General features: G+C 44.7%; 19 protein-coding genes and 1 riboswitch. Of the genes, 3 read left to right on the top strand and 16 right to left on the bottom strand.

Going from position 1 to position 22384, the window contains the following annotated elements:
* Positions 1-255: 255 nt before the first annotated feature.
* From ACESON_RS07365 to ACESON_RS07295, 15 genes are all read right to left on the bottom strand, one after another.
* Complete coding sequence (locus tag ACESON_RS07365; protein WP_373109072.1) at positions 256-1338, bottom strand: Fic family protein; 1083 nt, start codon at positions 1336-1338, stop codon at positions 256-258.
* Positions 1339-1358: 20 nt separating this feature from the next.
* Positions 1359-2249, bottom strand: a complete 891-nt coding sequence (locus tag ACESON_RS07360) for a Fic family protein (RefSeq protein ID WP_373109071.1) — start codon at positions 2247-2249, stop codon at positions 1359-1361.
* A gap of 180 nt (positions 2250-2429) precedes the next feature.
* Complete coding sequence (locus ACESON_RS07355; protein WP_373109070.1) at positions 2430-2798, bottom strand: TnpV protein; 369 nt, start codon at positions 2796-2798, stop codon at positions 2430-2432.
* A gap of 694 nt (positions 2799-3492) precedes the next feature.
* Positions 3493-3714, bottom strand: a complete 222-nt coding sequence (locus ACESON_RS07350; protein WP_373109068.1) for a DUF4318 domain-containing protein — start codon at positions 3712-3714, stop codon at positions 3493-3495.
* A gap of 20 nt (positions 3715-3734) precedes the next feature.
* On the bottom strand, positions 3735-4760 hold the full coding sequence (locus ACESON_RS07345; protein WP_373109067.1) for a transglutaminase domain-containing protein: 1026 nt from the start codon (positions 4758-4760) through the stop codon (positions 3735-3737).
* A 249-nt stretch (positions 4761-5009) separates the two neighbouring features.
* Positions 5010-5528: a GNAT family N-acetyltransferase gene (locus tag ACESON_RS07340; RefSeq protein ID WP_373109066.1), complete on the bottom strand. Its 519-nt coding sequence runs from the start codon at positions 5526-5528 to the stop codon at positions 5010-5012.
* Positions 5529-5873: 345 nt separating this feature from the next.
* Positions 5874-6725, bottom strand: coding sequence for a protease modulator HflC (hflC, locus tag ACESON_RS07335; RefSeq protein WP_373109094.1), 852 nt, complete (start codon positions 6723-6725; stop codon positions 5874-5876).
* Positions 6726-6736: 11 nt separating this feature from the next.
* Positions 6737-7990 (bottom strand): FtsH protease activity modulator HflK, encoded by a 1254-nt coding sequence (gene hflK / locus ACESON_RS07330; RefSeq protein WP_373109065.1) that lies wholly within the window; start codon positions 7988-7990, stop codon positions 6737-6739.
* A 335-nt stretch (positions 7991-8325) separates the two neighbouring features.
* Positions 8326-9504: a phosphoribosylaminoimidazolecarboxamide formyltransferase gene (locus tag ACESON_RS07325; RefSeq protein WP_373109064.1), complete on the bottom strand. Its 1179-nt coding sequence runs from the start codon at positions 9502-9504 to the stop codon at positions 8326-8328.
* 146 nt (positions 9505-9650) lie between these two features.
* Positions 9651-10364 carry an IMP cyclohydrolase gene (locus ACESON_RS07320; protein ID WP_373109063.1) on the bottom strand — a complete coding sequence of 238 codons (714 nt, stop codon included), beginning with the start codon at positions 10362-10364 and terminating at the stop codon, positions 9651-9653.
* Positions 10365-10519: 155 nt separating this feature from the next.
* Positions 10520-10638: riboswitch (ZMP/ZTP riboswitch) on the bottom strand.
* A 135-nt stretch (positions 10639-10773) separates the two neighbouring features.
* Complete coding sequence (locus ACESON_RS07315; RefSeq protein ID WP_177960130.1) at positions 10774-11262, bottom strand: cob(I)yrinic acid a,c-diamide adenosyltransferase; 489 nt, start codon at positions 11260-11262, stop codon at positions 10774-10776.
* A gap of 87 nt (positions 11263-11349) precedes the next feature.
* Positions 11350-11994: a single-stranded DNA-binding protein gene (locus tag ACESON_RS07310; protein ID WP_373109061.1), complete on the bottom strand. Its 645-nt coding sequence runs from the start codon at positions 11992-11994 to the stop codon at positions 11350-11352.
* Positions 11995-12337: 343 nt separating this feature from the next.
* Positions 12338-14170, bottom strand: a complete 1833-nt coding sequence (typA, locus tag ACESON_RS07305) for a translational GTPase TypA (protein ID WP_177960128.1) — start codon at positions 14168-14170, stop codon at positions 12338-12340.
* A 174-nt stretch (positions 14171-14344) separates the two neighbouring features.
* Positions 14345-15001, bottom strand: coding sequence for a YigZ family protein (locus ACESON_RS07300; RefSeq protein ID WP_373109060.1), 657 nt, complete (start codon positions 14999-15001; stop codon positions 14345-14347).
* Positions 15002-15054: 53 nt separating this feature from the next.
* Entirely contained in the window at positions 15055-15180 is a 126-nt protein-coding gene (locus ACESON_RS07295) for a hypothetical protein (RefSeq protein WP_373109059.1), read from the bottom strand.
* 15 nt (positions 15181-15195) lie between these two features.
* Here ACESON_RS07295 and ACESON_RS07290 point away from each other — a divergent pair, with 15 nt between their 5' ends.
* The gene (locus ACESON_RS07290; protein ID WP_177958953.1) at positions 15196-17865 is read left to right on the top strand and encodes a transglycosylase domain-containing protein; all 2670 of its coding nucleotides are present in this window, start codon (positions 15196-15198) and stop codon (positions 17863-17865) included.
* Positions 17866-18021: 156 nt separating this feature from the next.
* Here ACESON_RS07290 and ade read toward each other — a convergent pair whose 3' ends face one another.
* On the bottom strand, positions 18022-19770 hold the full coding sequence (gene ade / locus ACESON_RS07285) for an adenine deaminase (protein ID WP_373109058.1): 1749 nt from the start codon (positions 19768-19770) through the stop codon (positions 18022-18024).
* Between the two features lie 262 nt (positions 19771-20032).
* Between ade and ACESON_RS07280 the strand changes: the two genes are divergently transcribed.
* Both ACESON_RS07280 and ACESON_RS07275 read left to right on the top strand, forming a co-directional pair.
* Entirely contained in the window at positions 20033-20899 is an 867-nt protein-coding gene (locus tag ACESON_RS07280; protein ID WP_373109057.1) for a helix-turn-helix domain-containing protein, read from the top strand.
* Entirely contained in the window at positions 20880-22094 is a 1215-nt protein-coding gene (locus ACESON_RS07275; protein WP_373109056.1) for an MFS transporter, read from the top strand. Before ACESON_RS07280 ends, ACESON_RS07275 begins: the two co-directional genes overlap by 20 nt.
* Positions 22095-22384: the final 290 nt, after the last annotated feature.

The raw sequence follows: 22384 nt of genomic DNA, 5'->3' as shown, positions 1-22384 counted from the left end.
CTTCTGCAAGCAGGGCATCGGTGCTACCCGCAATGCTTTTTGCTTGTTGGGAAGTATCCTCAATCCCCACAGAATCCGTATCTAACGATACTGATTACACCTTCATTCTGAACGCTATGTAAAGAAAGAATACAAAGTCTTTTGATAGACTTTGCCTCCTTAAATCCCTCGCAATTATGAACTGCACCTCACTTATTAGATAGTATACCATACTGTCTAACAAATGTGGTGCAGTTCCTCTTTCTTAATACTTATTCAAATCAATATTTCCCATTTTCCATATCTTTTTCCATCCACTCTGCGAATATATTCCTTTTTCTGCAAGGACTCCATAATTCGCTTAACAGTGCTAAGAGATTTTCCGGTCTCATCCACAAGCTCTTTTTGCTTGATCGATGGGTTCTTGTAAATCAGCTCCAGAACCGCCAGTTCCTCTAAAGTGCATTCCAAAGTGTCAAATTGAGACTTTGGAACTTTAGGATTGACACTTTGGGAATTGTCCTCAACATAGTCCACGTGCATATATCTGTTTTTCAGCTCGTATTCCGTTCCCAGAATTAAGTTGCTGAAAAACATTTCCAGAAACTTTGTAGTGGCATGAACACCGTTCTGCAGATCGTTGTAATTTGCTCTTACCAAAGCGTTACGGAAATACCAAGAGTTCTTTTCGAAAGCATCTTTGTTTACCTTGAATCCGAATATTTTCATGTACTTGATCATAAAAACAGCCGTAGCTCTGGTGTTGCCCTCGCAGAACGGATGAATCTGCCAAATATCCGAAGCAAACTTGGCAAGATGTTTTACGCAACGCTCCACGGATAAGCCTTCATAAGAATACTGTTTCTCCGTTGCAAAATCATAATCAAGCGTGTCTTTGATACTGTTCCACGCTGCGTAGGTGACGGTATCGCCTTTTAATACCCATTCCTTTTTTGTAATATTATACTGGCGAATCTGACCGGCATGGGTAAACACGCCCTCAAACAGTCTGCGATGAATCGTCAGCCATTCAGCCGGAGAAAACTGAAATGCTTTCTCGCCCAACAGCTTCGCTATTCTTGCGGACACAATATCTGCTTCCTTGGTATTGTTCTCAACTTCTGTACGATCAGTACGCTGCTCATAATAGCTCTGAATGCGTTTCTGCGCTTCATCAATACTGATTTTTCCCTCGATATGTTCCTTGGCAGTATCTAACAGATACGCGGAGGTCTTCAAACCATCTACCGCCTGCAAGCCGATTGCAGTCTGCCACGCTTCACTCTTTTCGATTTGACCGGGCTCGCCTTGTTTGATATATTCTTCAAGTTCAAATTGCCAGTTCTTTTCTGCCGACATAGCTGTACCTCACTTCTTGCTTAATATCCAATCCTAAAATAATCCAAATATGCTTTATACTTGTCCTGTGCGGTCAGGCAGGTATCGGTCAGATAGCCCTTTTCATTGTCCCATTCCTTCAATCCACGGTAATAGAACATCTTCAGATTGTCCTCAATGATGAACGGAACGATATTGTATTTCAGGCATTCCTTGAATATAATGAGTCTGCCTACACGACCGTTGCCGTCCTGAAACGGATGAATCCGCTCAAACTTCACATGAAAGTCCAGAATGTCCTCAAAGTTTTTTTCTTCTTTGGTATTATATTCCGTCAGCAGGGCCTTCATTTTATCGGCAACTTCTTCCGGAAGGGTGGTATCCATGCCACCGACTTCATTCGGAAGTTTCTTATAATCGCCAACAGCAAACCAATCTTTTCTGGAATCGCTGGTGCCGTTCTTCAAAACCAAGTGAAGCTCTTTGATGAACTTTTCCGTCAGCGCTGCTTTTGCATGATCAATGATCATGTCAATGCAGCGGAAGTGATTTGCTGTTTCAATCACGTCGTCCACGTTCAGAACTTCTTTTTCTACACCGATGGTATTGGTTTCAAAGATATATCTAGTCTGATCGTGCGTCAGTCGGCTTCCTTCTATATGGTTGGAATTGTATGTCAAATCAATCTGTGTTTTGTGGTAGATCCCGCCGGAGTATTTACTTGCCTTCTGTTCTTTCAGGATATCCAACAGAGTAATCGGCTCCTCTTTTCTTTTATTGGTACGCTCCGGTTTTTCTGCGTTTTCCGGAATGCTCCATGTCTTACCGGTAAGAAACGCACCATTCACACGTCCCTGGGCGCAGTAATTTCTGACACTACGCTCTGACACATCCCACTTTTTCGCTATTTCAGCAACTGAAAGATATCGCATCTATGATCCTCCACCATAAAATTCATCAAAAAACTACGTTAATCTATTACATAGTATACCACATCATCGGCAAAAATATCAATAGTATTCGAGTTTAATTATTATTTTTTGCCGACAAGGGGATTACGATTTCTGGATATAGAAAGCCGGACTCCATCGAAAAGGAAGTCCGGCAAGGCATTATCTATATACGATTTCTTTCAATACAATCTCTTCCGCTCGATTGTGGATACTGTTCATAGCTCCGAGCCATGCCATCTGGTCTGCTGCTTTCAGTTTCTCTGTCACACCCTCAGTAACCTTCATTTGCTCAACAATCAGGGACAAACGCCCCTGTGCCTGCTCGTTCAAATCGGCAAGGTAAGTCCAGAGCTGGCCGTCCAGAACCAAATCATTGAACATCATTGGATTGTACTCCTTCAGATACTCTCGGTGCATCCACCCATATTTTCCGATAGGGCGTTCCTCGTGGGGAAGCTTCAGATCCGGGATGTAGTAATCTCCAACCAGCACATAGTTCATATTGTTGATACTCTTTTTGTTTTTCATAAGCTTGACCTCGATTTCAAAATTTTTGTCACATCGAGACTCTCTGGTGTAGTAGTGGTGTAGTAGCACCACCTTCAAACTTGAAAAATCTTGATATTACAGTGGATTTTAGAGATTTCTGCAAATAATGCCGTGGCAAATAAATAGTACTTTTATCATATATCTAAAACTCCTTATAAATGCTTGATTTTCCTTAATTTTACGCTACTTTTCGGCATTTCCACAACAGAGGCATTTTAACCACAACTTAGTATAACTACGCTTATTTTCGCTTGTTTTTTCCATCATTTGTCGATTTCCTAGAAGCTATACCTACCTCTTTCTGACTGTTTTTCTCTGCATCATCATGATTCAGATTCCCCACATTTCTCCACATACCGCCTCCGGTAATACTCCATCGTACGGTACTCAATAATATCTTTCATCTGTGCCTTAAAAGAATTTATCTTGATTACATCCGCCAGTTCATCTCGAATCGCTAATGCATAGCCTGCCAACTATCACATTATAATTTTCTGTTGTGACATCGGACACGAGTACTTTATAATATTGTAATGCCAAAAAGAGACCGAATTATATTCTGTCTCTTATAATGATTATTTCATATTGGCTCTCTTCAAAGCTTTTTATATCTTTTCATGTTTCCTAATATTGTGAAGTCATGTAAAAGCAGATGCTCATTACCTGTTGAAATTCATTTTTCCTTACATTTAATCCCATAATTTCCCCTGCTTCCATTTTCATAGCCACGATAGATTTCATATCGTTTTCCATTTATCTCAACTTCATCATCATGAATAAATGTACAAGTCTCACCATTTTCTTCACAATATTTTGAAATTGCTTCTATGGTTTTTCCAAGAGTTGGGTAATTTGTACTGTCCTCATAAGGAACCCAAAAAGCCTTTTTTAACATATAAATGCCTCCTTCCACTGCTACTCCTTCTCTCCTTCATTTGCCTCTTCCATTTCCACCTGTTCCTGGCCGATTCCATCTTCAAACCGTACCTGCAGTACGGCCTGCGGCCAGTTGACAGAAACATAGGCCCTCTTATCTCTGGCCTGTGCTTCTTTGTCGAATATTTCCAGAAGCTCCTTCAAAACCTCCCTTGTTAAATATCCGCCCCTCCAGTGAAATAAAAGTATTTTTCCCTTCTTTACTGCCTGCTTTGTCCGACTCTGCACGGTATCCATCGTTGTCCAGGAGATTTTCTTTTCTTTATAGTAGAAATGATCGGAATCACTGCAGACCGGTACCTTCCAGATGACCGGCTCGTGATCTCTGAAGATCTGCTTGTCCGACAAATTCACATAGTCATATCGTATAAGATTGTTTCTTGAAAGTGTGTTGTCAAATGTCGCATCCAGATGATAATATTGTCCGTCGATTCGAACTACATTCCAGGCATGCCTGTACTTGATTCCCTTGTCCGGATTTGCCTCCGACAGCGCAATGATACACCAGATATTCAGCTCATCACAGAGAATTTTCACTGCTTTTGCAATTCCCTCACAGACAGCTGTTCCATTCCCCAAAGCTCCGATAATTTCATGGGAATATTCCTTCTTCAGCTTATCGTATTTTACATTTTCTGCAATAAAATCATGGATAAAAAGTTCTTTCTCTTTCTCATTTAAATTTGCCGCCTGACGGGTCAGTTTTTTCACTCTTGACTCCATTGCCTGCCGGTGTTCCCTGATTTTATCCTTTGAAAACAGATACTTTGGTATCATCTCCACTGCTGTAGAATCCGCATAATACCTGTAGGAAAATGTCACCGAATAAAATATCTCCGGGCAATCCATACGAAGCATAAAATAAATATCCGACAATTCCTTCTTAGACACCATTGGCACTGCAAAAGAGTCCTGAAGATTTAACAAACCTGTTTTCATTGCATAGTAAGCCTTTTGTTGCTCTTTATTTAACTGGTCATAATAATAGTGACTAGCTTTTGCCATATTTTACCGCCTTTTCATCTCTTCTATTCTGCTATAAACCGCTGTTTTATTCCACTGCGTTCCACGAATACGTCTCTAAGCTATGGAAATCCTGTCCACATCGTATCACCCTATTTCCTTGTAATCACAGTCACAATGGTGTTCATTTTCTCTTTCGATTTTTTTGAAAATCATAAAAATTAAGTTTTTCCCCATACAGGCATAACACATAACCCAGAAGATACCGGCATGAAATTTTCTTCTAAAAAATCACAAAACATACTCCAGCTGCCGATCATATGGTTCTTCTTCCACATGCTTCTGGTTATATTCAGCGGCATCCACACAGCCCATTGAATGATAAAATGCCTGACTTTCCACAGCGGAATGAGATGAGAGATATAGTTTTTTTGCCCCTTGTTTTCTTGCCCATTCTGCAGCTGCAAGAAACAGTTCTTTTCCAATTCCTTTTCTCCGCATATCCTCAGAAACATGAAGAGAAGATAAATCATAATATAAATTTTCTCCGCCAAAAAAACCACGCTCTACAGATACAAAGCCTTTCAGTACATCATTCAGAAAGGCGCCATATACAAATCCATCCGTATGTGCTGTGTTCCGTAAACAGCCAATCAAGGTTTGATAGTCTTCTTCTGTCCAGTCATCAACAAAAGGATCGGAACGAACAACCCACTTATTATTTTCGCGACGCAGACATTGATCAACAACCTGATGACGGATAAAACCACAAAAAAGCTTACGATCAATTTCCTCTTCTTTCAAAATCATGTATTATATCATTTTTATTTCCCTTTTCTCTGCTCTTTCCGCCGATTCAACGCTTTCAGCCTTTGCATTTATTTCATTTACTATAACATATTTACAGCAATATTTATACTGCATTTGCATATTATCTTCGCCATTTCAGATACAAAATCCATAGAAATCCAAGCAGGAAACTCTCTTTGTTTCTCCTCATACTTTTCTGCACAAAAGGCTCTGTTTTGCATAGAAATATTTCCTTCATAGAAATATTTCCTTGAACGCAAAATCCGGCAATGTATGGATTTCTCTCCACACATCGCCGGATGTTCCGTGTCAACTTACCTTGCTTCGTTCGCTGTCTCTGGCGCTTTAATATCCATAAAAGATCTGCGCAATCGGCGAACTCTTATCCAGAAGCAGCGTGTTGTTTCCATTCTTCAAAGAAGCCTTTGCTGCATCCAGGGAACGTACAAAATTGTAGAAATCTGCCTTACTCTCGTCGTTATAGGCCTGAGACAGGATCTGCATGTACTGGGCTTCGCCCTCTGCCTTAATTTTCTCTGCCTCAGCCTTAGCTTTAGACTTCATCACAGACACCTCTTTGGTAGTGTCGTTCTTGATTTTCTGAGCAGAGGAATTACCCTGAGCTGTATAGGAAGCCGCTATGTTGTTTCTCTCAGAAATCATACGCTCGTAAACAGACTGCTTGTTGTCGTCCGGCATATCCAGAGATTTTGTCTCTACAGCCAGAACCTTGATCCCGTATCCGTCCAGCGAATTTCCGATATTGTTGCTGATGTCTTGAGCCAGCTTTCCGTTTCTGTTTTCAATAATCTCAGCCTGATCCATGTTGGAAATCACAGATTTCAGGGAAGAGAATACAGATGCAGAAATGCGGGACTGGGCCTGAGCCACCTGACCGTTTAAGTGTCTGGTAAACAGCACCGGATCGGAAATCTTCCAGAGAACAAAGGCATCTGCGATCATACTCTTTTTGTCCTTTGTAATTACGTCTGACTGCGGAATATCATAAATCTGCAGTGCTTTCGGAATCGAAGAGCTATTCTGAATAAAGGGAACCTTCAGGCTTACGCCCGGGTTTTCTTCTACACGGACGATCTCACCAAACTGACGAATCAGCTTATATTCATTGGGATAGGTCACAACCAGAGAGGAGCCCAGTAAAACAAGAGCTGCCGCTGCCGCCAGACCTGCTATCATACCTTTCTTTTTCACTGTGCCACCTCCTCACCTGTTCCTGATGCAGAACTGTTTTCTGCTGATACACTGCTCTGCTGATTTACTCCTGCAGATGAATTCTGAGCAGCCCCGGTACGGGAAGCCGATCTTCCTGCTTCTGCCGCAGCAGTAAAGCTGTCTAAGGGCAGCATTTTCTGCGTGCCGTTTTCATCTACAATAAAGAGTCTCATGCTGGGCAGCACATCCTCCATCGTTTCATAGAACATTCTCTGCTTGGTAATCAGCGGATATTTGCTGTACTCTGCATACATCTGTTCAAAACGGGCCACCTGACCTTCTGCCTCATTGATACGGGACTGCTTTTCTGCCTCTGCATTTTTAATAATCTGGTCACACTCTGCCTCTGCCTGCGGAATTTTTTCATTCCTGTCTTTGTTGGCATTGTTGATCGCTGTTTCCTTGCCCTGCTTTGCGTTTTCTACGTTTTTAAACGCATTCAGAACTTCCTGAGTAGGTGGAAAAGCATCCTGGATCGTAATATTTACAACGGAAAGACCAATATCCTCCTGAATCATCCGGTTGGTCAGCTTTTCTTTAATCTCAGACTGAATCTCCGCTTTTCCCGTAGTGATAACGTCATCTACGTTGTACACACCTACAGTATCACGGATGTAGGACTGAGCCAGCATCTTCAGCGTTGCCTCCGGATCTGAGGACGCATAAAGATATTTCACCGGATCGTCTACCATATATTCCAGATAGAATTCTGTATCTACAAAGTTGAAATCCTTGGTAATCATAATACATTCTGCCAGCTTGCTCTCTCCTGTCTCAGGATCGTAGCCAATGGGCATTCCCTTGATGACCTTAGATACCATCCGAACATTCTGAATAAAGGGAATTTTAAAATGAAGTCCTGCCTGTGACTCTGCATGGGGACTTCCCAGAGTTGTCACAACTGCATAGTTTTCCTCATCCAGCACATAATAACAGCTGCTTCCTAAAAATACCAGAAGCACAATTGCCAGCACAATCCCCGCCCCACGGGCTGCCCGGCGTTTCTTTTTCACTGGATTGCCATTGGAGTCGAAGCGTTCCGGCTCCGGCTGCTTCTTTTCTTTTTTCTCTTTTTTCTCTTTTTTTTCTTTCTGATCCTCGTTCTGAAGCCGTTCCCCCTCTTCTTTTATTTTTTTCAGGAAATCTTCAAACGGATTCTCACCATTCATCGGATTTCCTCCCGACGGACCATTTCCAAAAGGCCCTCTGCCAAAAGGATTTTGTATCATGCTTTCCCCATCCTCTCCTGTGTATTTCCCGTCCAATTCTCCAGAATATCCTCTCTGATGAAATGCGGATATAACTCATTTTATCTTTTTTTCAGATAAATTGCAATCTAATTGCCGGTCTTTATACACTTTTAATATCTTTATGAATATTTAAGATATTTCTGCCTATTTTCCTCCCCTTTTTTCAAAATCGCAGATATGTCTAACAGCAATCAAAGCCCTGTTCCTCCTCTGATCTGCAAAGGAGCAGAAGCTGATAGCCAGTTTCTGCCTCAGCTCTGCTCCTTTTTTGTAACAGTCCTGTCCCTTTTTTAGATATGGGGACACTCCTTCGATTAGTGATGGAATAGACGGATTCCAGTAAATGCCATAGCAATTCCATATTTATTGCAGGTTTCAATGACATTGTCATCCCGCACAGAACCGCCCGGCTGAGCAATATATTTTACGCCGCTCTTATGGGCACGCTCGATGTTATCTCCAAATGGAAAGAATGCATCGGAGCCTAAAGCAACCTCGGTCATACCATCTAACCATGCGCGCTTCTCTTCTTTCGTAAATACCGGCGGCTTCACCTTGAAGGTCTTTTCCCATACGCCGTCAGCCAGAACATCCATGTATTCATCACCGATATATACGTCAATCGCATTGTCTCTGTCCGCCCGCTTAATGCCGTCTACAAACTGCAGATTCAGCACCTGAGGTGCCTGACGCAGATACCAGTTGTCTGCCTTCTGCCCTGCCAGTCTGGTGCAGTGTACTCGGGATTGCTGTCCTGCTCCAATACCGATAGCCTGTCCGCCTTTTGCATAGCATACAGAATTGGACTGAGTGTATTTTAAGGTAATCAGAGAAATAATCAGGTCAATCTTTGCCAGATCCGGAATCTCCTTATTGTCAGTCACCACATTAGCAAGCATCTCTTTATTGATATCCAGGTTGTTTCTTCCCTGCTCAAAAAATACGCCAAATACCTGCTTGCGCTCAATGGGATCCGGCTCATAGTTTTCATCGATTTCAATGACACAGTAATTTCCGTTTTTCTTGGATTTCAGAATTTCCAGCGCCTCCGGCTCATATCCCGGAGCAATCACGCCGTCAGAAACCTCGCGCTTAATCAGACGCGCTGTATCAGCGTCACACACGTCAGAAAGGGAAATAAAGTCACCGAAAGAAGACATTCTGTCTGCGCCTCTGGCTCTTGCATATGCACTTGCCAGGGGAGACAGCTCTCCCATATCATCAACCCAGTAAATTTTTCTCATCGTCTCATCCAGAGGCAGACCTACAGCCGCGCCTGCAGGGGAAACATGTTTAAAGGAGGTAGCTGCCGGAAGACCGGTTGCCTTTTTTAACTCTCTGACCAGCTGCCAGCCATTAAATGCATCCAGAAGATTAATGTAACCGGGACGTCCGCTTAACACCCGGAAGGGAAGCTCTCCTCCATCCTTCATGAAAACCCGAGCCGGCTTCTGATTGGGGTTACAGCCGTATTTTAATTCCATTTCATTCATTGTTCTTCTCCTTTTCTGGTTTCACTATATTTTCCTGTATTCCTTTCCCTGGCTTCTGTTCCGCTCGTTCCTGTCAGAATATAACATTCAGCCATGCAGCTTCTTGCCCGCTACACTGGACAAGAAGCATCGGGCGTGGAATCTTCCTATTTGTTTTTGTTGACAATTCTTGTTTCGTAAGTACCGTCTGCAATGTTCAGATAGCGTACAAACAGGGAAACCTTGTTGTCTGGATTCAGGCTGTTCCACAGCATCTCTGTAAATCCATCCATATCGTCCATCATCTCTACCAGCTTGGGTTCTCCCTCAAAGCTGGGCAGGGGATTGCCGTCGTGCATATAGGTATGGATAAAATGGCCTTCTCCTGCTGCCGGATTTTCATAAGCAAAGGTATATCGTCTGCATGCGGAAGGATCTCCGTGATTGCTCTTTAAAATAGACATGGCATAATTATAGGTTCCATTCTCAATATGCAGGATACCGGAAATCCGTGGGGTGTAGTTTGGAGCATCCGGCTCAAACTCACGGCTCCGCAGAGACTGCTCAAAGGTCATCTGCCGATCCATTCCCTCATAAATCGTATCTGTCTGATCGCCATTGGTTACAATAGTTTTATTGCCCAGTACACGAACCGGTGCATAAATAATCAGGCTGGGATCCTCTAACTTGGCCGGATCAAAGGCCTCTGTGCGGATTCCCTCTCCTTCCTTTACAAACACCCTGTTACGGCTGTTTTCACTTCTGCCCATAATAAAATAAGCCGTAACTGCCTTTTTTCCGTCCGGAGTTTTTCCGATAATAATTCCTCTTCCCGGATAAGCATTGTTTTTCAGTTCCTGTTCCAGAGATAATTTGTTCATCTCTTTTCTCCTTTCTGCAAAGGGCTTTCCCTTTTTCTTCCGATTCATGTCATTTTGTGGTTCTTTCCCATAAAACCAAAGAGGATGCGGAAGGTTTTTCTTTCATAGGACACAATTTCCTGTAAAAGAAAAAAACCGCCTGGGTACCACAAAAAATATGGCGCCCAGGCGGTCGGCATGTCTGTTCTCAAAATGCGCCTCTGCGCATTTCTCTGACAAAATGATACGTGCTCCCCTGTGGTTCCCCACTTATCCGCCAGTCGCACGTCACTATCTTTAATCATAATAGAATCCCGCAAGGAAAGCAAGTACTTTTTTCAATACTTTTCTTATTCCCTTATTCACGTGGAATTCTTCTTTCTTTCAGATCTGATTTTGCAGCAGTGCTGCAGAAAAATCTTTCAGGGGTTCACAGAACGACAGCCTGCTCAATCTTGTCTGCCGCTTCCTGAATCTCCGGGGGAAGCACCTTTCCTGTCAAAATCACATCTGCCTCATCCCGGCAGTCCGTCATGGACAGAAGCTCCTCTGCAGTAACAATTCCCTGATCCACCAGGCCCAGAGCCTCATCGAGAATCAGCAAATCACACTCGCCGGTTGTCAAAACCTTTCTGGCATAATTCAGTCCGTTTTTGATATTGCAGCACTCCTCTTCCTTCTCATCCGGAGTCAGACTCTCATAATAATGATCGGACTTTTCAAAACGGAATACCTTCAGTTCCGGTTCCAGACGTTTGAAAATGTCCAGGCTGTCCTGCCGTTTGCCACAGCCTTTTAAAAACTGAATCACAATCACCTGCTTCTGCTGACTCAAAGCATAAAGTGCCTTTCCAAAAGCCATAGCAGTCTTCCCTGAACCATCGCTTCCGCAGATTACCTCGATTCTTCCTGTGTTCATCTTTCTGCACCTCATTCATATTTATCTGAACTGGTCTGTCTATGTATAGCTTGGATATATTACCACATTCCCCTCTTTTTTGCAAGTCTATTGCATCGATTCTTCCACATCGGTGCATTCCAGCTTGCTTATGGATACTTCGTAAGCCACTCGCTTTTCACACTGGGTTTCACTGAGTTTTTTCGTATATTCCCGGCTCTGAACCCGGCCCCAGATGCGAACCCGTGTTCCCACCTCAAAGCTAGAGGCAAATCTTGCATTTCTTCCCCAGGCAATGCAGGGTATGTAATCAGATTTTCCATAAGGACGGTTTACCGCAAGCAGAAGATCTGCAATTTCTCTTCCCAACGGCGTTTTTCGATAAATTGGCGTCTTACATATGTAGCCGTCCAGAAAAATCTGGTTTGTTTTTGTATAATCTGTAAACTCCTCCATAAAATGAATTTCACGGACAAATACAGACAGAACCAGACGGTTTCTTATGCCTTCATGACGATTATAGGAACGAAACTGTCCGATTGCCTCCACGGTACAGCCCCGGTAATCCTCCCGCACATTCAGCAGGCGCTCTGATATCATCAGCGGAATAATATCTGCATTTTCACTGAGCCGGTTCACCGCTACATCCACCATATAAAATCCCTCTCCAAAGACCTCATGGCTGAAGGTGAATCCGGAAATAATTTCTCCAATCACACTTACCTTGTTGTTTTCAATTACTTTTTCTGACATAGTACTTCTCTCTCCTCATTTTTTACATTTTAGCTTTCTGCCAATAGTATATTTATGAAAGGGAAAGTACTCTTATGTAAAGATCTGATCGTCTTATTTTGACAGTTCTCCCTGTTTTCCCTCCTGCTCCCCGATTATTTTCCAGAAAAGGTGGTCATCTGACAAATTTTCTGTCCCGTTCAGACTTTATTTTTCCTTTTTGAGAAATACTTTTGTCAGGAAAAATCGCCTTCTGCAGCAAAAAAGTGCTGCAGCCTCATCCCTCCGGATTTCTTCTGCAGCACTTTTTCTTTTCTATATGGCCTCTCATTCAGGCTGTCTTCTGCAAACTTCTGCCTTTTGATTACGCTTTTTTCATTGCAGCTCTCTTGCGCATGGTCGGATCCAGAATCTTCTTACGGATACGCAGGTTGGTAGGAGTTACCTCCAGAAGCTCATCCGTGTCAATAAATTCCAGACACTGCTCCAGACTCATAATCTTCTTGGGAACCAGCTTCAGAGCCTCGTCGGCGCTGGAGGAACGGGTGTTGGTCAGCTTCTTGGTCTTGCAGACATTTACCTCAATATCCTCCGCCTTTGGATTCTGTCCGATTACCATACCGCCGTAAACCTTTTCTCCCGGTCCTACAAACAGAATGCCGCGTTCCTGGGCATTAAACAGACCGTAGGTAATGGTTTCGCCGCTTTCATAAGCAATCAGAGAACCTGTCTTTCTATAGTTTAAATCTCCCTTGTAAGGACCGTAGCCGTCAAAAATGGTGTTCATAATACCATTTCCCTTGGTATCGGTCATAAACTCTCCGCGGTAGCCAATCAGACCTCTGGAAGGAATGGAAAACTCCAGACGGGTATAGCCGCCGTTTGCCGGACTCATTCCCTGCAGCTCTCCCTTACGGGAAGTCAGCTTCTGAATAATAGCGCCGGTAAACTCCTCCGGAACATCGATATAGGCAATCTCCATAGGCTCTAATTTCTGATTTCTCTCATTTGTTTTATAAAGCACCTCTGCCTTGCTGACAGCAAATTCAAAGCCCTCGCGGCGCATATTCTCAATCAGAACAGACAGATGCAGCTCGCCTCTTCCGGAGACCTTAAAGCAGTCCGGAGACTCTGTCTCCTCTACCCGCAGGCTGACGTCAGTATTCAGTTCCCTAAACAGACGTTCACGAATGTGTCTGGAAGTAACGAATTTACCTTCCTGTCCTGCAAGGGGGCTGTCATTTACCATAAAGTTCATGGCAATCGTCGGCTCGGAAATCTTCTGGAACGGAATGGATTCCGGATTTTCCACGGAACAGATGGTATCTCCAATATGAAGATCCGTAATACCGGATACTGCAACAATATCGCCTACCGTTGCCTCTGTTACCTCTACCCGGTTTAAACCGTCAAACTGATACAGCTTTCCGATTTTAACCTTGCGCTTTTTATCCGGATCGTGATGGTTTACAATCATACATTCCTGGTTTACCTTCAGAGAACCGTTATCAATCTTTCCGACACCGATACGTCCTACATACTCATTATAGTCAATTGTGCTGATCAGCATCTGAGTGTCTGCATCTGGATCTCCCTCTGGTGCAGGAATATAATCCACAATGGTTTCAAAAAGCGGACTCATATCCACTTCTGGATCCTCCAGCTCTTTTTTGGCAAAACCGGCTCTTGCAGATGCGAAAATAAACGGGCAGTCCAGCTGCTCATCCGATGCATCCAGATCCATAAACAGCTCCAGAACCTCATCAATAACCTCATTAGGTCTGGCTTCCGGACGATCAATCTTATTGATGCAGACAATAACGGAAAGGTCCAGATCCAGCGCTCTCTGCAGAACAAATTTTGTCTGAGGCATGGGACCCTCATAAGCGTCTACAACCAGAATAACTCCGTTTACCATCTTCAGAACACGCTCAACCTCGCCGCCGAAATCTGCGTGTCCTGGTGTATCAATAATATTAATCTTCTTATCCTTATAGAAAACAGCTGTATTTTTTGACAAAATGGTGATACCGCGCTCACGCTCAATATCGTTGGAGTCCATCACCCGATCTGCAACCTCCTGGTTGGCACGGAACACACCGCTCTGCTTTAACAACTCATCTACCATGGTTGTTTTACCATGGTCTACATGGGCGATGATTGCGATATTTCTCACGTCTTCTCTCTTCATCTTCATAATACAAATCTCTTCTTTCTTTTTCTTCAAAAAAGCTAAGGATCCTTTGATTATCCTTAGCTCATGGTCTCATTCACAGTTTACTAATATAACATTATGCTTCCCAGATTGCAAGCAGTTTTCTCTAAAATCCGGCAAAATTTGCGGTTTTCCTGTTTTTTCTATTTTAAATTCCTATTCTTCAAAAATAACCAGTTCCCCGTCTGCCCTTCCGTAGTACAGCTCCTGCTCTGTTTCTATTCCTGCCCTTCCTCCAGTCCGCTCTGTCACCGCCGCCGTAAAGCTTCCAATCTCTTCGTCCGGAACCAGAAGTGTCATCACAACCTTGTCTGTATACTCCGTATCCAGAGTATGAAGCCCCATCTGTCCGGCTATATACTGAATTTTTCCGATTCCATTATAATCTGTTTCCACCCGGATACGCGCTCCCGGCTTTTTTTCCACAATAACGCTGTTTTTCAGTCCTTCCTGAGCGGCTCCGGAGTAGGCTCGTACAAGGCCTCCTGTTCCCAGCAGCGTACCGCCAAAATACCTGGTCACCACTACACAGATGTTGCAGACCTTTTCTCCAAGAAGAACATCCAGCATGGGACGTCCTGCTGTCTGGGCCGGCTCCCCGTCATCGCTGCAGCGCTGCAGCTGTCCCTTGGTGCCGATCACATAGGCAGAGCAGTTATGTCTGGCATCCCAGTATTTTTTTCTCATTTCTTCTATAAATGCAATGGCTTCCTCTTCGCTTTCCACCGGTCTGGTATTGGCGATAAACCGTGATTTTTTCTCTGTCAGTTCTCCCTGACCGCCCCGATACAGAATCCTGCAGCTCTCCCTCATGGCAATCCTTCCTTTCCCTCTTATACGGCAGAATTTCCTTTTCCGGAGATTTTCTAAAATTCTCTCTGTCCGGCCATACTGATTACTGCCGGTTCCATCATAACAGGAATCAGAGATTCTTGCAAGGCATTCCCATTTTTGGTATAATAATAACTGGATTTTTTGGCGATAATCTCCAAAGGAGGACATCCGAAATGAATTACGGAAAAAAAGCAACCGAAAAAAAAATAAAGGCTGCCGGTTCCCGCAGCAGAAAATACACCACCCGGGTTTTTCTTACTTTCTTTAAAACCTGTCTGATTCTGTGTACCTTCTGCCTGATCGTAGCTGTCAGTATGGGTGCAGGCATGTTTATGGGCATTATTGACAGCGCTCCAGAACTGAACGTGGACAGTATCGTCCCCACCGGTTACGCAACTACTGTTTATGACAGCGCCGGAAACCTGACAGATACCCTGGTCATGGCCGGCTCCAACCGGGAAGAGGCCAGCTACGACGAGCTTCCTCAGGATCTGATTGATGCCTTTGTAGCTATTGAGGATTCCCGTTTCTGGACCCACAACGGAATCGATCTCCGGTCTATTTCCCGTGCAGCAGTAGGCGTATTGACTGGTGAGAACAGAGGCGGCGGCAGTACCATTACCCAGCAGCTGATTAAAAACAACGTCTTTAACGGCGGCATGGAAACCAGCTTTGGCGCCAAGCTGGAACGAAAGATTCAGGAGCAGTATCTGGCTGTTCAGCTTACCAAATCCATGGATCGGACGCTGATTATTACCAACTATTTAAACACCATTAACCTTGGAAAAAATGCTTTGGGCGTGAAGGTTGCCGCCCGAAGGTACTTTAATAAAGAAGTGTCTGATTTGACACTGTCTGAGTGCGCGGTCATTGCCGGCATTACCCAGAACCCTTCCAAGTACAATCCCATCAGCGGCCAGGAGGCCAATGCGGAAAAACGCAAAACCATTCTTCAGTATATGTTTGATCAGGGAATGATCACCAAGGAGGAACAGGAAGTGGCTCTGGCCGATGACGTTTATTCCAGAATACAGACGGTTGATACCACCTACAAAGCCACCTCTACTCCCTACAGCTATTTTACGGACGAGCTGACTCAGCAGGTGAAGGACACTCTGATGGAGAAGCTGGGCTACACAGAAACCCAGGCTCATAACCTCCTTTACAGCGGCGGTCTGCAGATTTATACTACTCAGGATCCAGCGATTCAGAAAATTGTAGATGAAGAGGTCAACAATCCGGACAATTATACCGCAAAACGGTACTCAGCAGAATACCGCCTTTCTATCACTCATGGAGACGGTACCACAGAGCATTACTCTGAGAGAGATATGCAAAGCTGGCATAAAAATGTTCTGGGCGATTCCCATGACGGGCTTTATGACAGCGAAGAAGAGGTGCAGGCTGATGTAGACAGCTACAAGGCATGGCTTCTGAAGGAAGATGATACTATTATTGGGGAATCTCTGACCAAAATTCTTCAGCCCCAGGTTTCCTTTGTCCTTATGGATCAGAAAACCGGTTATGTAAAAGCTATCAGCGGCGGCCGAGGCGCAAAAACAGCGAATCTGACTCTGAACCGCGCCACCAACACCCCGAGACAGCCTGGCTCCACCTTCAAGGTGATCAGCGCCTTTGCTCCGGCTCTGGACACCTGCGGAGCCACCTTAGGAACCGTTTATTACGATTCTGTTTACAGTGTCGGAAATAAAACCTTTAACAACTGGTATGGTCAGAAATACACGGGATATTCCAGTATCCGGGACGGAATTATTTACTCTATGAACATTGTCGCTGTCCGCTGCCTGATGGAAACTGTCAGCCCGCAGCTCGGTCTGGAATATGCAGAAAATTTCGGCATTACTACATTGACCTCTCAGGATCTGGGTGCATCTCAGGCTCTTGGCGGTCTGACCCACGGCACTACCAACCTGGAACTGACTGCCGCCTATGCATCCATTGCCAACGAGGGAATCTATACCAGACCGGTATTTTTCACTAAGATTCTGGATCATGACGGCAAAATCCTGATTAACAACGAGCCGGAAACCCACCGGGTACTGAAGGATTCCACTGCTTTCCTTCTGACAGACGCTATGGCTGGATCTATGGAAACCAACCGGAAATTCGGCAGCTCCATTAATTCCACCAGTGCCAGAGCCAATATCCCCGGCATGTCCAATGCAGGAAAAAGCGGAACCACTTCAAAAAATAATGATATCTGGTTTGTGGGCTATACCCCCTATTATACAGCAGGAATCTGGGCAGGCTGTGACAGCAACCAGAAGCTGACGGCTCAAAACGGCGGAACCTCCTTCCACAAGAACATCTGGCGCAATATTATGACAAGGGTTCATGAAAATCTAAGCGATCCAGGCTTTACGATTCCTGACAGTGTAGAGACTGCTCAGATCTGCCGCAAATCCGGAAAGCTGGCTATCCCAGGCGTCTGCACAGAGGATCCCCGCGGTAATGCCGTTTATACGGAGTATTTTGCCAAAGGCACGGTTCCTTCTGAGATGTGCAATACTCATGTACGCGCTACAGTCTGTGCAGAAACCGGTCTGCTGCCAGGAGACAGCTGCCCGCGCACCGTTCTCATCCGGATCGCGCTTCCTGCAGATGCAAATGGAACTACCGACGATTCCCCATACGCTCTGCCAACCGAGCAATGTCCGGGACACACCTCCATTCCGCTTCCACTGACACCTGACGGACCAGGTTCCTCTGAGTTTCAGGGACCCGGCGGAAGTCTGGGGCCTGTAGGTCCTGGATATGTCAACGGCGGAAGCACCGTATCCTCGCCTACCGGCGGCGTATCAAGAGGCCCTGGACTTGACTAAGTCTCTTCGGTCTTTGCCCTGTAAGATTTTTTATCAGAAAGCTTTCGAATAAAAGAATGGATCGATGTTCAGAAATCAGTCCTGCAGCAGGATTTTATTTTCATTCCTGCTGCAGGATTTTTTCAAAAAATACAGAAAATAGAAACAAAACTGGTATCAGAAAACTGCCTTTACCACAGTCTGGGCATCCGCATCAATGACCCCAAAAGTATTCAGTCTCAGCTTTGGAATTACAGGAAGGCTGACAAAAGCCAGCGTCATAAAAGCATCAATGGTATCTGGTATTCCCATCTCCTTCAGCTGCTCCTTCATCTCCTGCAGCTCCTGCTCCACCACCTCTGCCGGTGCATCTGTCATCAGACCTCCTATGGGAAGAGGAAGAGCTTTTTGTACCTTTCCGTCTACGGCAATAGCCAGACCGCCTTTGTTTTCTCTCACACAATTTCCTGCAAGAACCATATCCGCGTCATTCGTTCCGACGACAATCAGATTATGGGAATCGTGGGCAATGCTGGAGGCTACAGCCCCTTTCTTCAGTCCATATCCATGTAAAAATCCCAGTCCCATATGTCCTGTTTCGTGATGGCGCTCGAATACAGCCATTTTTATAATATCCCTCTCCAAATCCACTCCCGGCGCATATCCTTCCTTTTCTTTCCAGGGAACAATCATTTCTCCGGTCAGAAGTTCATTGTCCTGCAGACAAATGACTTTCTGATTCTCTCCTGTTTCCTTCACTTCCAAATCCGAAAGCCTGATTTGGGGCATGTGGAAGGAATCATATACTCTCTTTTCCATTTCCGGAAGAAGGATAGGACGATGGGGCTTTTCCCCCAGAAATTCGCCATCTTCTGCCACCAAACGGCCATCCTTGTATACCTGTTCAACCTGGAAGGTTTTCAGATCCGAAAGAACCGCCAAATCTGCCCGGTAGCCGGGAGCAATGGCTCCCCTGTCCTTTAGTCCAAAATACCGCGCCGCATTGTAGCTTCCCATACGAATAGCAAGAATGGGATCTGCCCCCTGCTCCACTGCCCTTTTGATAATATAATCAATATGTCCCAGACGAATCAGATCGCCTGGATGTTTATCATCAGTTACCAAAAGTCCCCGTTCACAGTATGGATACTGAAACATCGGCATCAGAGCATTGAGGTTTCGGGCTGCCGTACCTTCCCGAACCATAATCCACTGTCCACGGCTAAGCTTTTCTCTGGCTTCCTCCCACTGAGAACACTCATGGTCAGAAACCACTCCGGCTGTCACATAGGCATTCAGCTCTCTTCCGGAAAGAAACGGCGCATGTCCATCTGCCAGCCGCCCCTTTTCCCGCGCATCAGCCAGCTTATCCAAAATCGCCTCGTCGGCCTGTACGGTTCCAAAGGCATTCATCATCTCTGCAAGACCGAGAACCTCCTTCCTCTCATAAAAAGGCCGAAGCTCCCGAGCCCTCAGCACTGCTCCAGATTCATCCAGATCTGTTGCCGGGACACAGGACGGCAGCATAAAATAAACATCCAGATCCAGCACTTCTGCATACTTCATCATATATTCAATCCCCGCTGTTCCTGCCACATTGGCAATTTCATGGGGATCTGTAATAACAGCTGTTGTGCCGTGAGGCATGACTGCCTGCTGAAAATCTGCCGGAGAGACCATCGAGCTCTCTAAATGGATATGGCCGTCAATAAAACCGGGGCAGACCGTTTTTCCCTTCAGATCTACCTCTCTCTCCCCATCGTACTGACCAAGCCCTACAATGTATCCTTTTTCTATGGCAATATCTGCCGTTTCCAGTTCATAGGTAAATACATTTACAATGGAAGCATGCTTCAGCACCAGTTCTGCTTTCTTTGCTCCTGATGCAGCCTGGATTCTCTGTCTCAGCGTTTGATTCTTATCCATGTATCTCACTCCTTCTTAATTATTTTCTAACTATTCTTTATGTATCTTTTATTTTTGCGATTCTTTTTATTGTTGTTTTCTATTATCATAATATAATCTAATTTAATAGTCAATCAAAAGACTTTTTTGCGCAAAAAAGAAAAAAAACACCTTCTCTTTGTCAAATTCCTTTTAATAGAAAACCGCAAGAATTATGAAAACAAAAAAAGGGGACTTCTGATATGATATTTTCTGGTATGATATCTTATAAAGGAGAAAATCAATGGAAAACAAAACTGTCATTAACATAGAAATGGTGATTGAGTATATTGAACATCATCTGGACGGCAAACTGGATCTGGAAACCATTGCCCTGGATTCCCATTATTCCAAATATCATCTGCATCGCATGTTTACTTCCACAACAGGGATGACCATTCACGATTATGTTCAGCGCCGTCAGCTGACCGAAGCCGCAAAGCTTTTAGTTTTTTCCAAAAAATCCATTCTGGAAATTGCACTGAGCTGTGGATATGAAAGCCAACAGGCCTTTTCTTCCGCTTTTAAATCTATGTATAAAATCACGCCTGCAGAATATCGATATCACCAGGAATTTTATCCTCTGCAGCTCCGATTTACCCTGTGCCGGAACACAGAATCCAAAGAGTTTACCCGAGATGACATTCGCCTTGCCAGACAAAGTGATATTCCAGCCTGGATGGAGCTGATGCGTCTTGTCATCGACGGATATCCGGTTATGAATGAGGACGACTATTTAAAAGAAATAACAAAATGCATCCAGGAAAAACGCGGCCTTATTTTAAAACATCATGAAACTCTGATTGGAGCCCTGGCATACTCCCTCTCTCCCTGCTCCATTGAATTTTTAGGCATTCACCCTCAATATAGGAACCGTGGCATTCAAAAGCTGTTTTTGGATATGCTTTTAAAAGAAATCCTTCCGGGACAGGAGATTGCCATGACCACCTACCGGGAAGGAGATAAAGCTGATACCGGCTATCGCAGTCTGCTGAAACAGCTGGGTTTTGCAGAAAGAGAGCTGTTGGTCGAATTCGGTTATCCCACACAGCGTTTTGTATATTCGCCGGAACCGCAGAAGGAGGATTCCCATGAAAAAATCGCAGAATAGCTGGAAAAGACGAATCCTGTTATTTTTTATCAGTCAGTCCATCACTCTGTTTGGATCTCAGCTTGTACAAATGGCTGTTCTCTGGTATATCACTTTACAGACTGACTGCGGCGGGTGGATTGCTGCTTTTTCCGTTTTTTCTTATCTCCCACAGTTTTTCATTTCTTTTATTGGGGGAGTAATGGCAGATCGCCAGAACAAAAAACACCTGATCCTTGTCTCTGACGGACTGATTGCCGCTGTCACCTTTCTTATGATACTGCTCATGCCTCATCTCTCATCAGAGCCTGTATTTCTTACCGCCCTGCTGCTGATGTCTTTTCTCCGCGCTGCAGGCGCCGGTATTCAGAATCCTGCTGTTCAGGCTGCAGTATCACAGCTTGTCCCAGAAGAACACCGGATGCAATACAATGGGATTTATTCTGCCATGCAGTCCTTTGTACAGCTTACTGCGCCTGCTGCTGCCGCTCTTATTATGACCTCATATTCTCTCAGGACAACGCTCATGGCTGATATTTTCACTGCCATCCTTGGTATGGGAATCTTGTGCAGCCTCTCTCTTCCCACAGAGAAAAACCAGGAGGATCCGTCTTTCCCGCTGGACAAAATCAGCGTCGGCATCTGCTATGCCTGCTCCTCTGGAACAATCAGCAAAACACTGCTTATTTACAGCCTGTTTCTCTTTTTCACAGTACCTGCCGGGTATCTGTCCGGTCTTTATGTAAGCCGGGTCTACGGAAATACCTACTGGTACCTGACTGCAGTGGAGCTTGCCGGCTTCGGCGGCATGATGGCAGGCGGTCTGATCCTGAGCTTCTGGAAACATAATACCTGTTACAATACCGCCCTGACAGCCGGACTGACTTTGTTTGGAACTATGGCAGCGGCTATGGGCCTTGTACGCCATTTTCCCTTATATCTTCTCTTCATGGTATTGTACGGAGTTGCCTTAACCATCGTACAAACTGCCCTTACTGCTATGATACAGAAAAATACAGAGGCATCCATGACAGGACGTGTCTTCGGCCTTATGAATTCCCTCTATTCCGTCTGTTATCCGGCCGGCATGATGGTATTTGGCGCATTGGCTGATAAAGTCCCTCTCCAGTGGAGCATGATCGTTTCCGGCGCTGCACTCCTGATCCTTTCCTGCATTTCTTATAGGAATAGAGAGCTGAAAACAGACAGGTTCTGAGCCTCGCATGAAATCTAAAAAAATACCTGGCATCCATTGTGCCGCCACTTTCCATATCTCATAATCAAAGTCCGCGTAAGAATAGCTTTTGTTATCACTATGCTTCGCATGGGACTCTACCCCGTCCCATGCTGAGGCAGGGCCTGTTGACTTCGTTTTTGAAAGCAGAGTCCCATAGCAAAGCTCGTCTCCCATATTCTCAAAACGAATCCGCACAGACGGCTTAGGCCCCATATCTGCCCTGACTGTTACGGGAAATCCCACTGCTATCATTACAGCACACAGAATAA

The sequence above is a fragment of the Lachnoclostridium sp. Marseille-P6806 genome, assembly GCF_964238185.1.
GTDB lineage: Bacteria > Bacillota > Clostridia > Lachnospirales > Lachnospiraceae > Brotaphodocola.
Note: the sequence above shows the minus strand (reverse complement) of the source record. Positions and strands in the feature narration are given on the sequence as shown.

What these genes read in the sequence shown, in the direction of transcription:
- ACESON_RS07275 (WP_373109056.1), top strand. Translation starts at nt 20,880, where the DNA reads ATGAAAAAATCGCAGAATAGCTGGAAAAGACGAATCCTGTTATTTTTT.
- ACESON_RS07350 (WP_373109068.1), bottom strand. Translation starts at nt 3,714, where the DNA reads ATGTTAAAAAAGGCTTTTTGGGTTCCTTATGAGGACAGTACAAATTAC.
- ACESON_RS07360 (WP_373109071.1), bottom strand. Translation starts at nt 2,249, where the DNA reads ATGCGATATCTTTCAGTTGCTGAAATAGCGAAAAAGTGGGATGTGTCA.
- hflK (WP_373109065.1), bottom strand. Translation starts at nt 7,990, where the DNA reads ATGATACAAAATCCTTTTGGCAGAGGGCCTTTTGGAAATGGTCCGTCG.
- ACESON_RS07345 (WP_373109067.1), bottom strand. Translation starts at nt 4,760, where the DNA reads ATGGCAAAAGCTAGTCACTATTATTATGACCAGTTAAATAAAGAGCAA.
- ACESON_RS07290 (WP_177958953.1), top strand. Translation starts at nt 15,196, where the DNA reads ATGAATTACGGAAAAAAAGCAACCGAAAAAAAAATAAAGGCTGCCGGT.
- ACESON_RS07300 (WP_373109060.1), bottom strand. Translation starts at nt 15,001, where the DNA reads ATGAGGGAGAGCTGCAGGATTCTGTATCGGGGCGGTCAGGGAGAACTG.
- ade (WP_373109058.1), bottom strand. Translation starts at nt 19,770, where the DNA reads ATGGATAAGAATCAAACGCTGAGACAGAGAATCCAGGCTGCATCAGGA.
- ACESON_RS07365 (WP_373109072.1), bottom strand. Translation starts at nt 1,338, where the DNA reads ATGTCGGCAGAAAAGAACTGGCAATTTGAACTTGAAGAATATATCAAA.
- ACESON_RS07325 (WP_373109064.1), bottom strand. Translation starts at nt 9,504, where the DNA reads ATGAATGAAATGGAATTAAAATACGGCTGTAACCCCAATCAGAAGCCG.
- typA (WP_177960128.1), bottom strand. Translation starts at nt 14,170, where the DNA reads ATGAAGATGAAGAGAGAAGACGTGAGAAATATCGCAATCATCGCCCAT.
- ACESON_RS07355 (WP_373109070.1), bottom strand. Translation starts at nt 2,798, where the DNA reads ATGAAAAACAAAAAGAGTATCAACAATATGAACTATGTGCTGGTTGGA.
- ACESON_RS07310 (WP_373109061.1), bottom strand. Translation starts at nt 11,994, where the DNA reads ATGTCAGAAAAAGTAATTGAAAACAACAAGGTAAGTGTGATTGGAGAA.
- hflC (WP_373109094.1), bottom strand. Translation starts at nt 6,725, where the DNA reads ATGATAGCAGGTCTGGCGGCAGCGGCAGCTCTTGTTTTACTGGGCTCC.
- ACESON_RS07320 (WP_373109063.1), bottom strand. Translation starts at nt 10,364, where the DNA reads ATGAACAAATTATCTCTGGAACAGGAACTGAAAAACAATGCTTATCCG.
- ACESON_RS07280 (WP_373109057.1), top strand. Translation starts at nt 20,033, where the DNA reads ATGGAAAACAAAACTGTCATTAACATAGAAATGGTGATTGAGTATATT.
- ACESON_RS07340 (WP_373109066.1), bottom strand. Translation starts at nt 5,528, where the DNA reads ATGATTTTGAAAGAAGAGGAAATTGATCGTAAGCTTTTTTGTGGTTTT.
- ACESON_RS07315 (WP_177960130.1), bottom strand. Translation starts at nt 11,262, where the DNA reads ATGAACACAGGAAGAATCGAGGTAATCTGCGGAAGCGATGGTTCAGGG.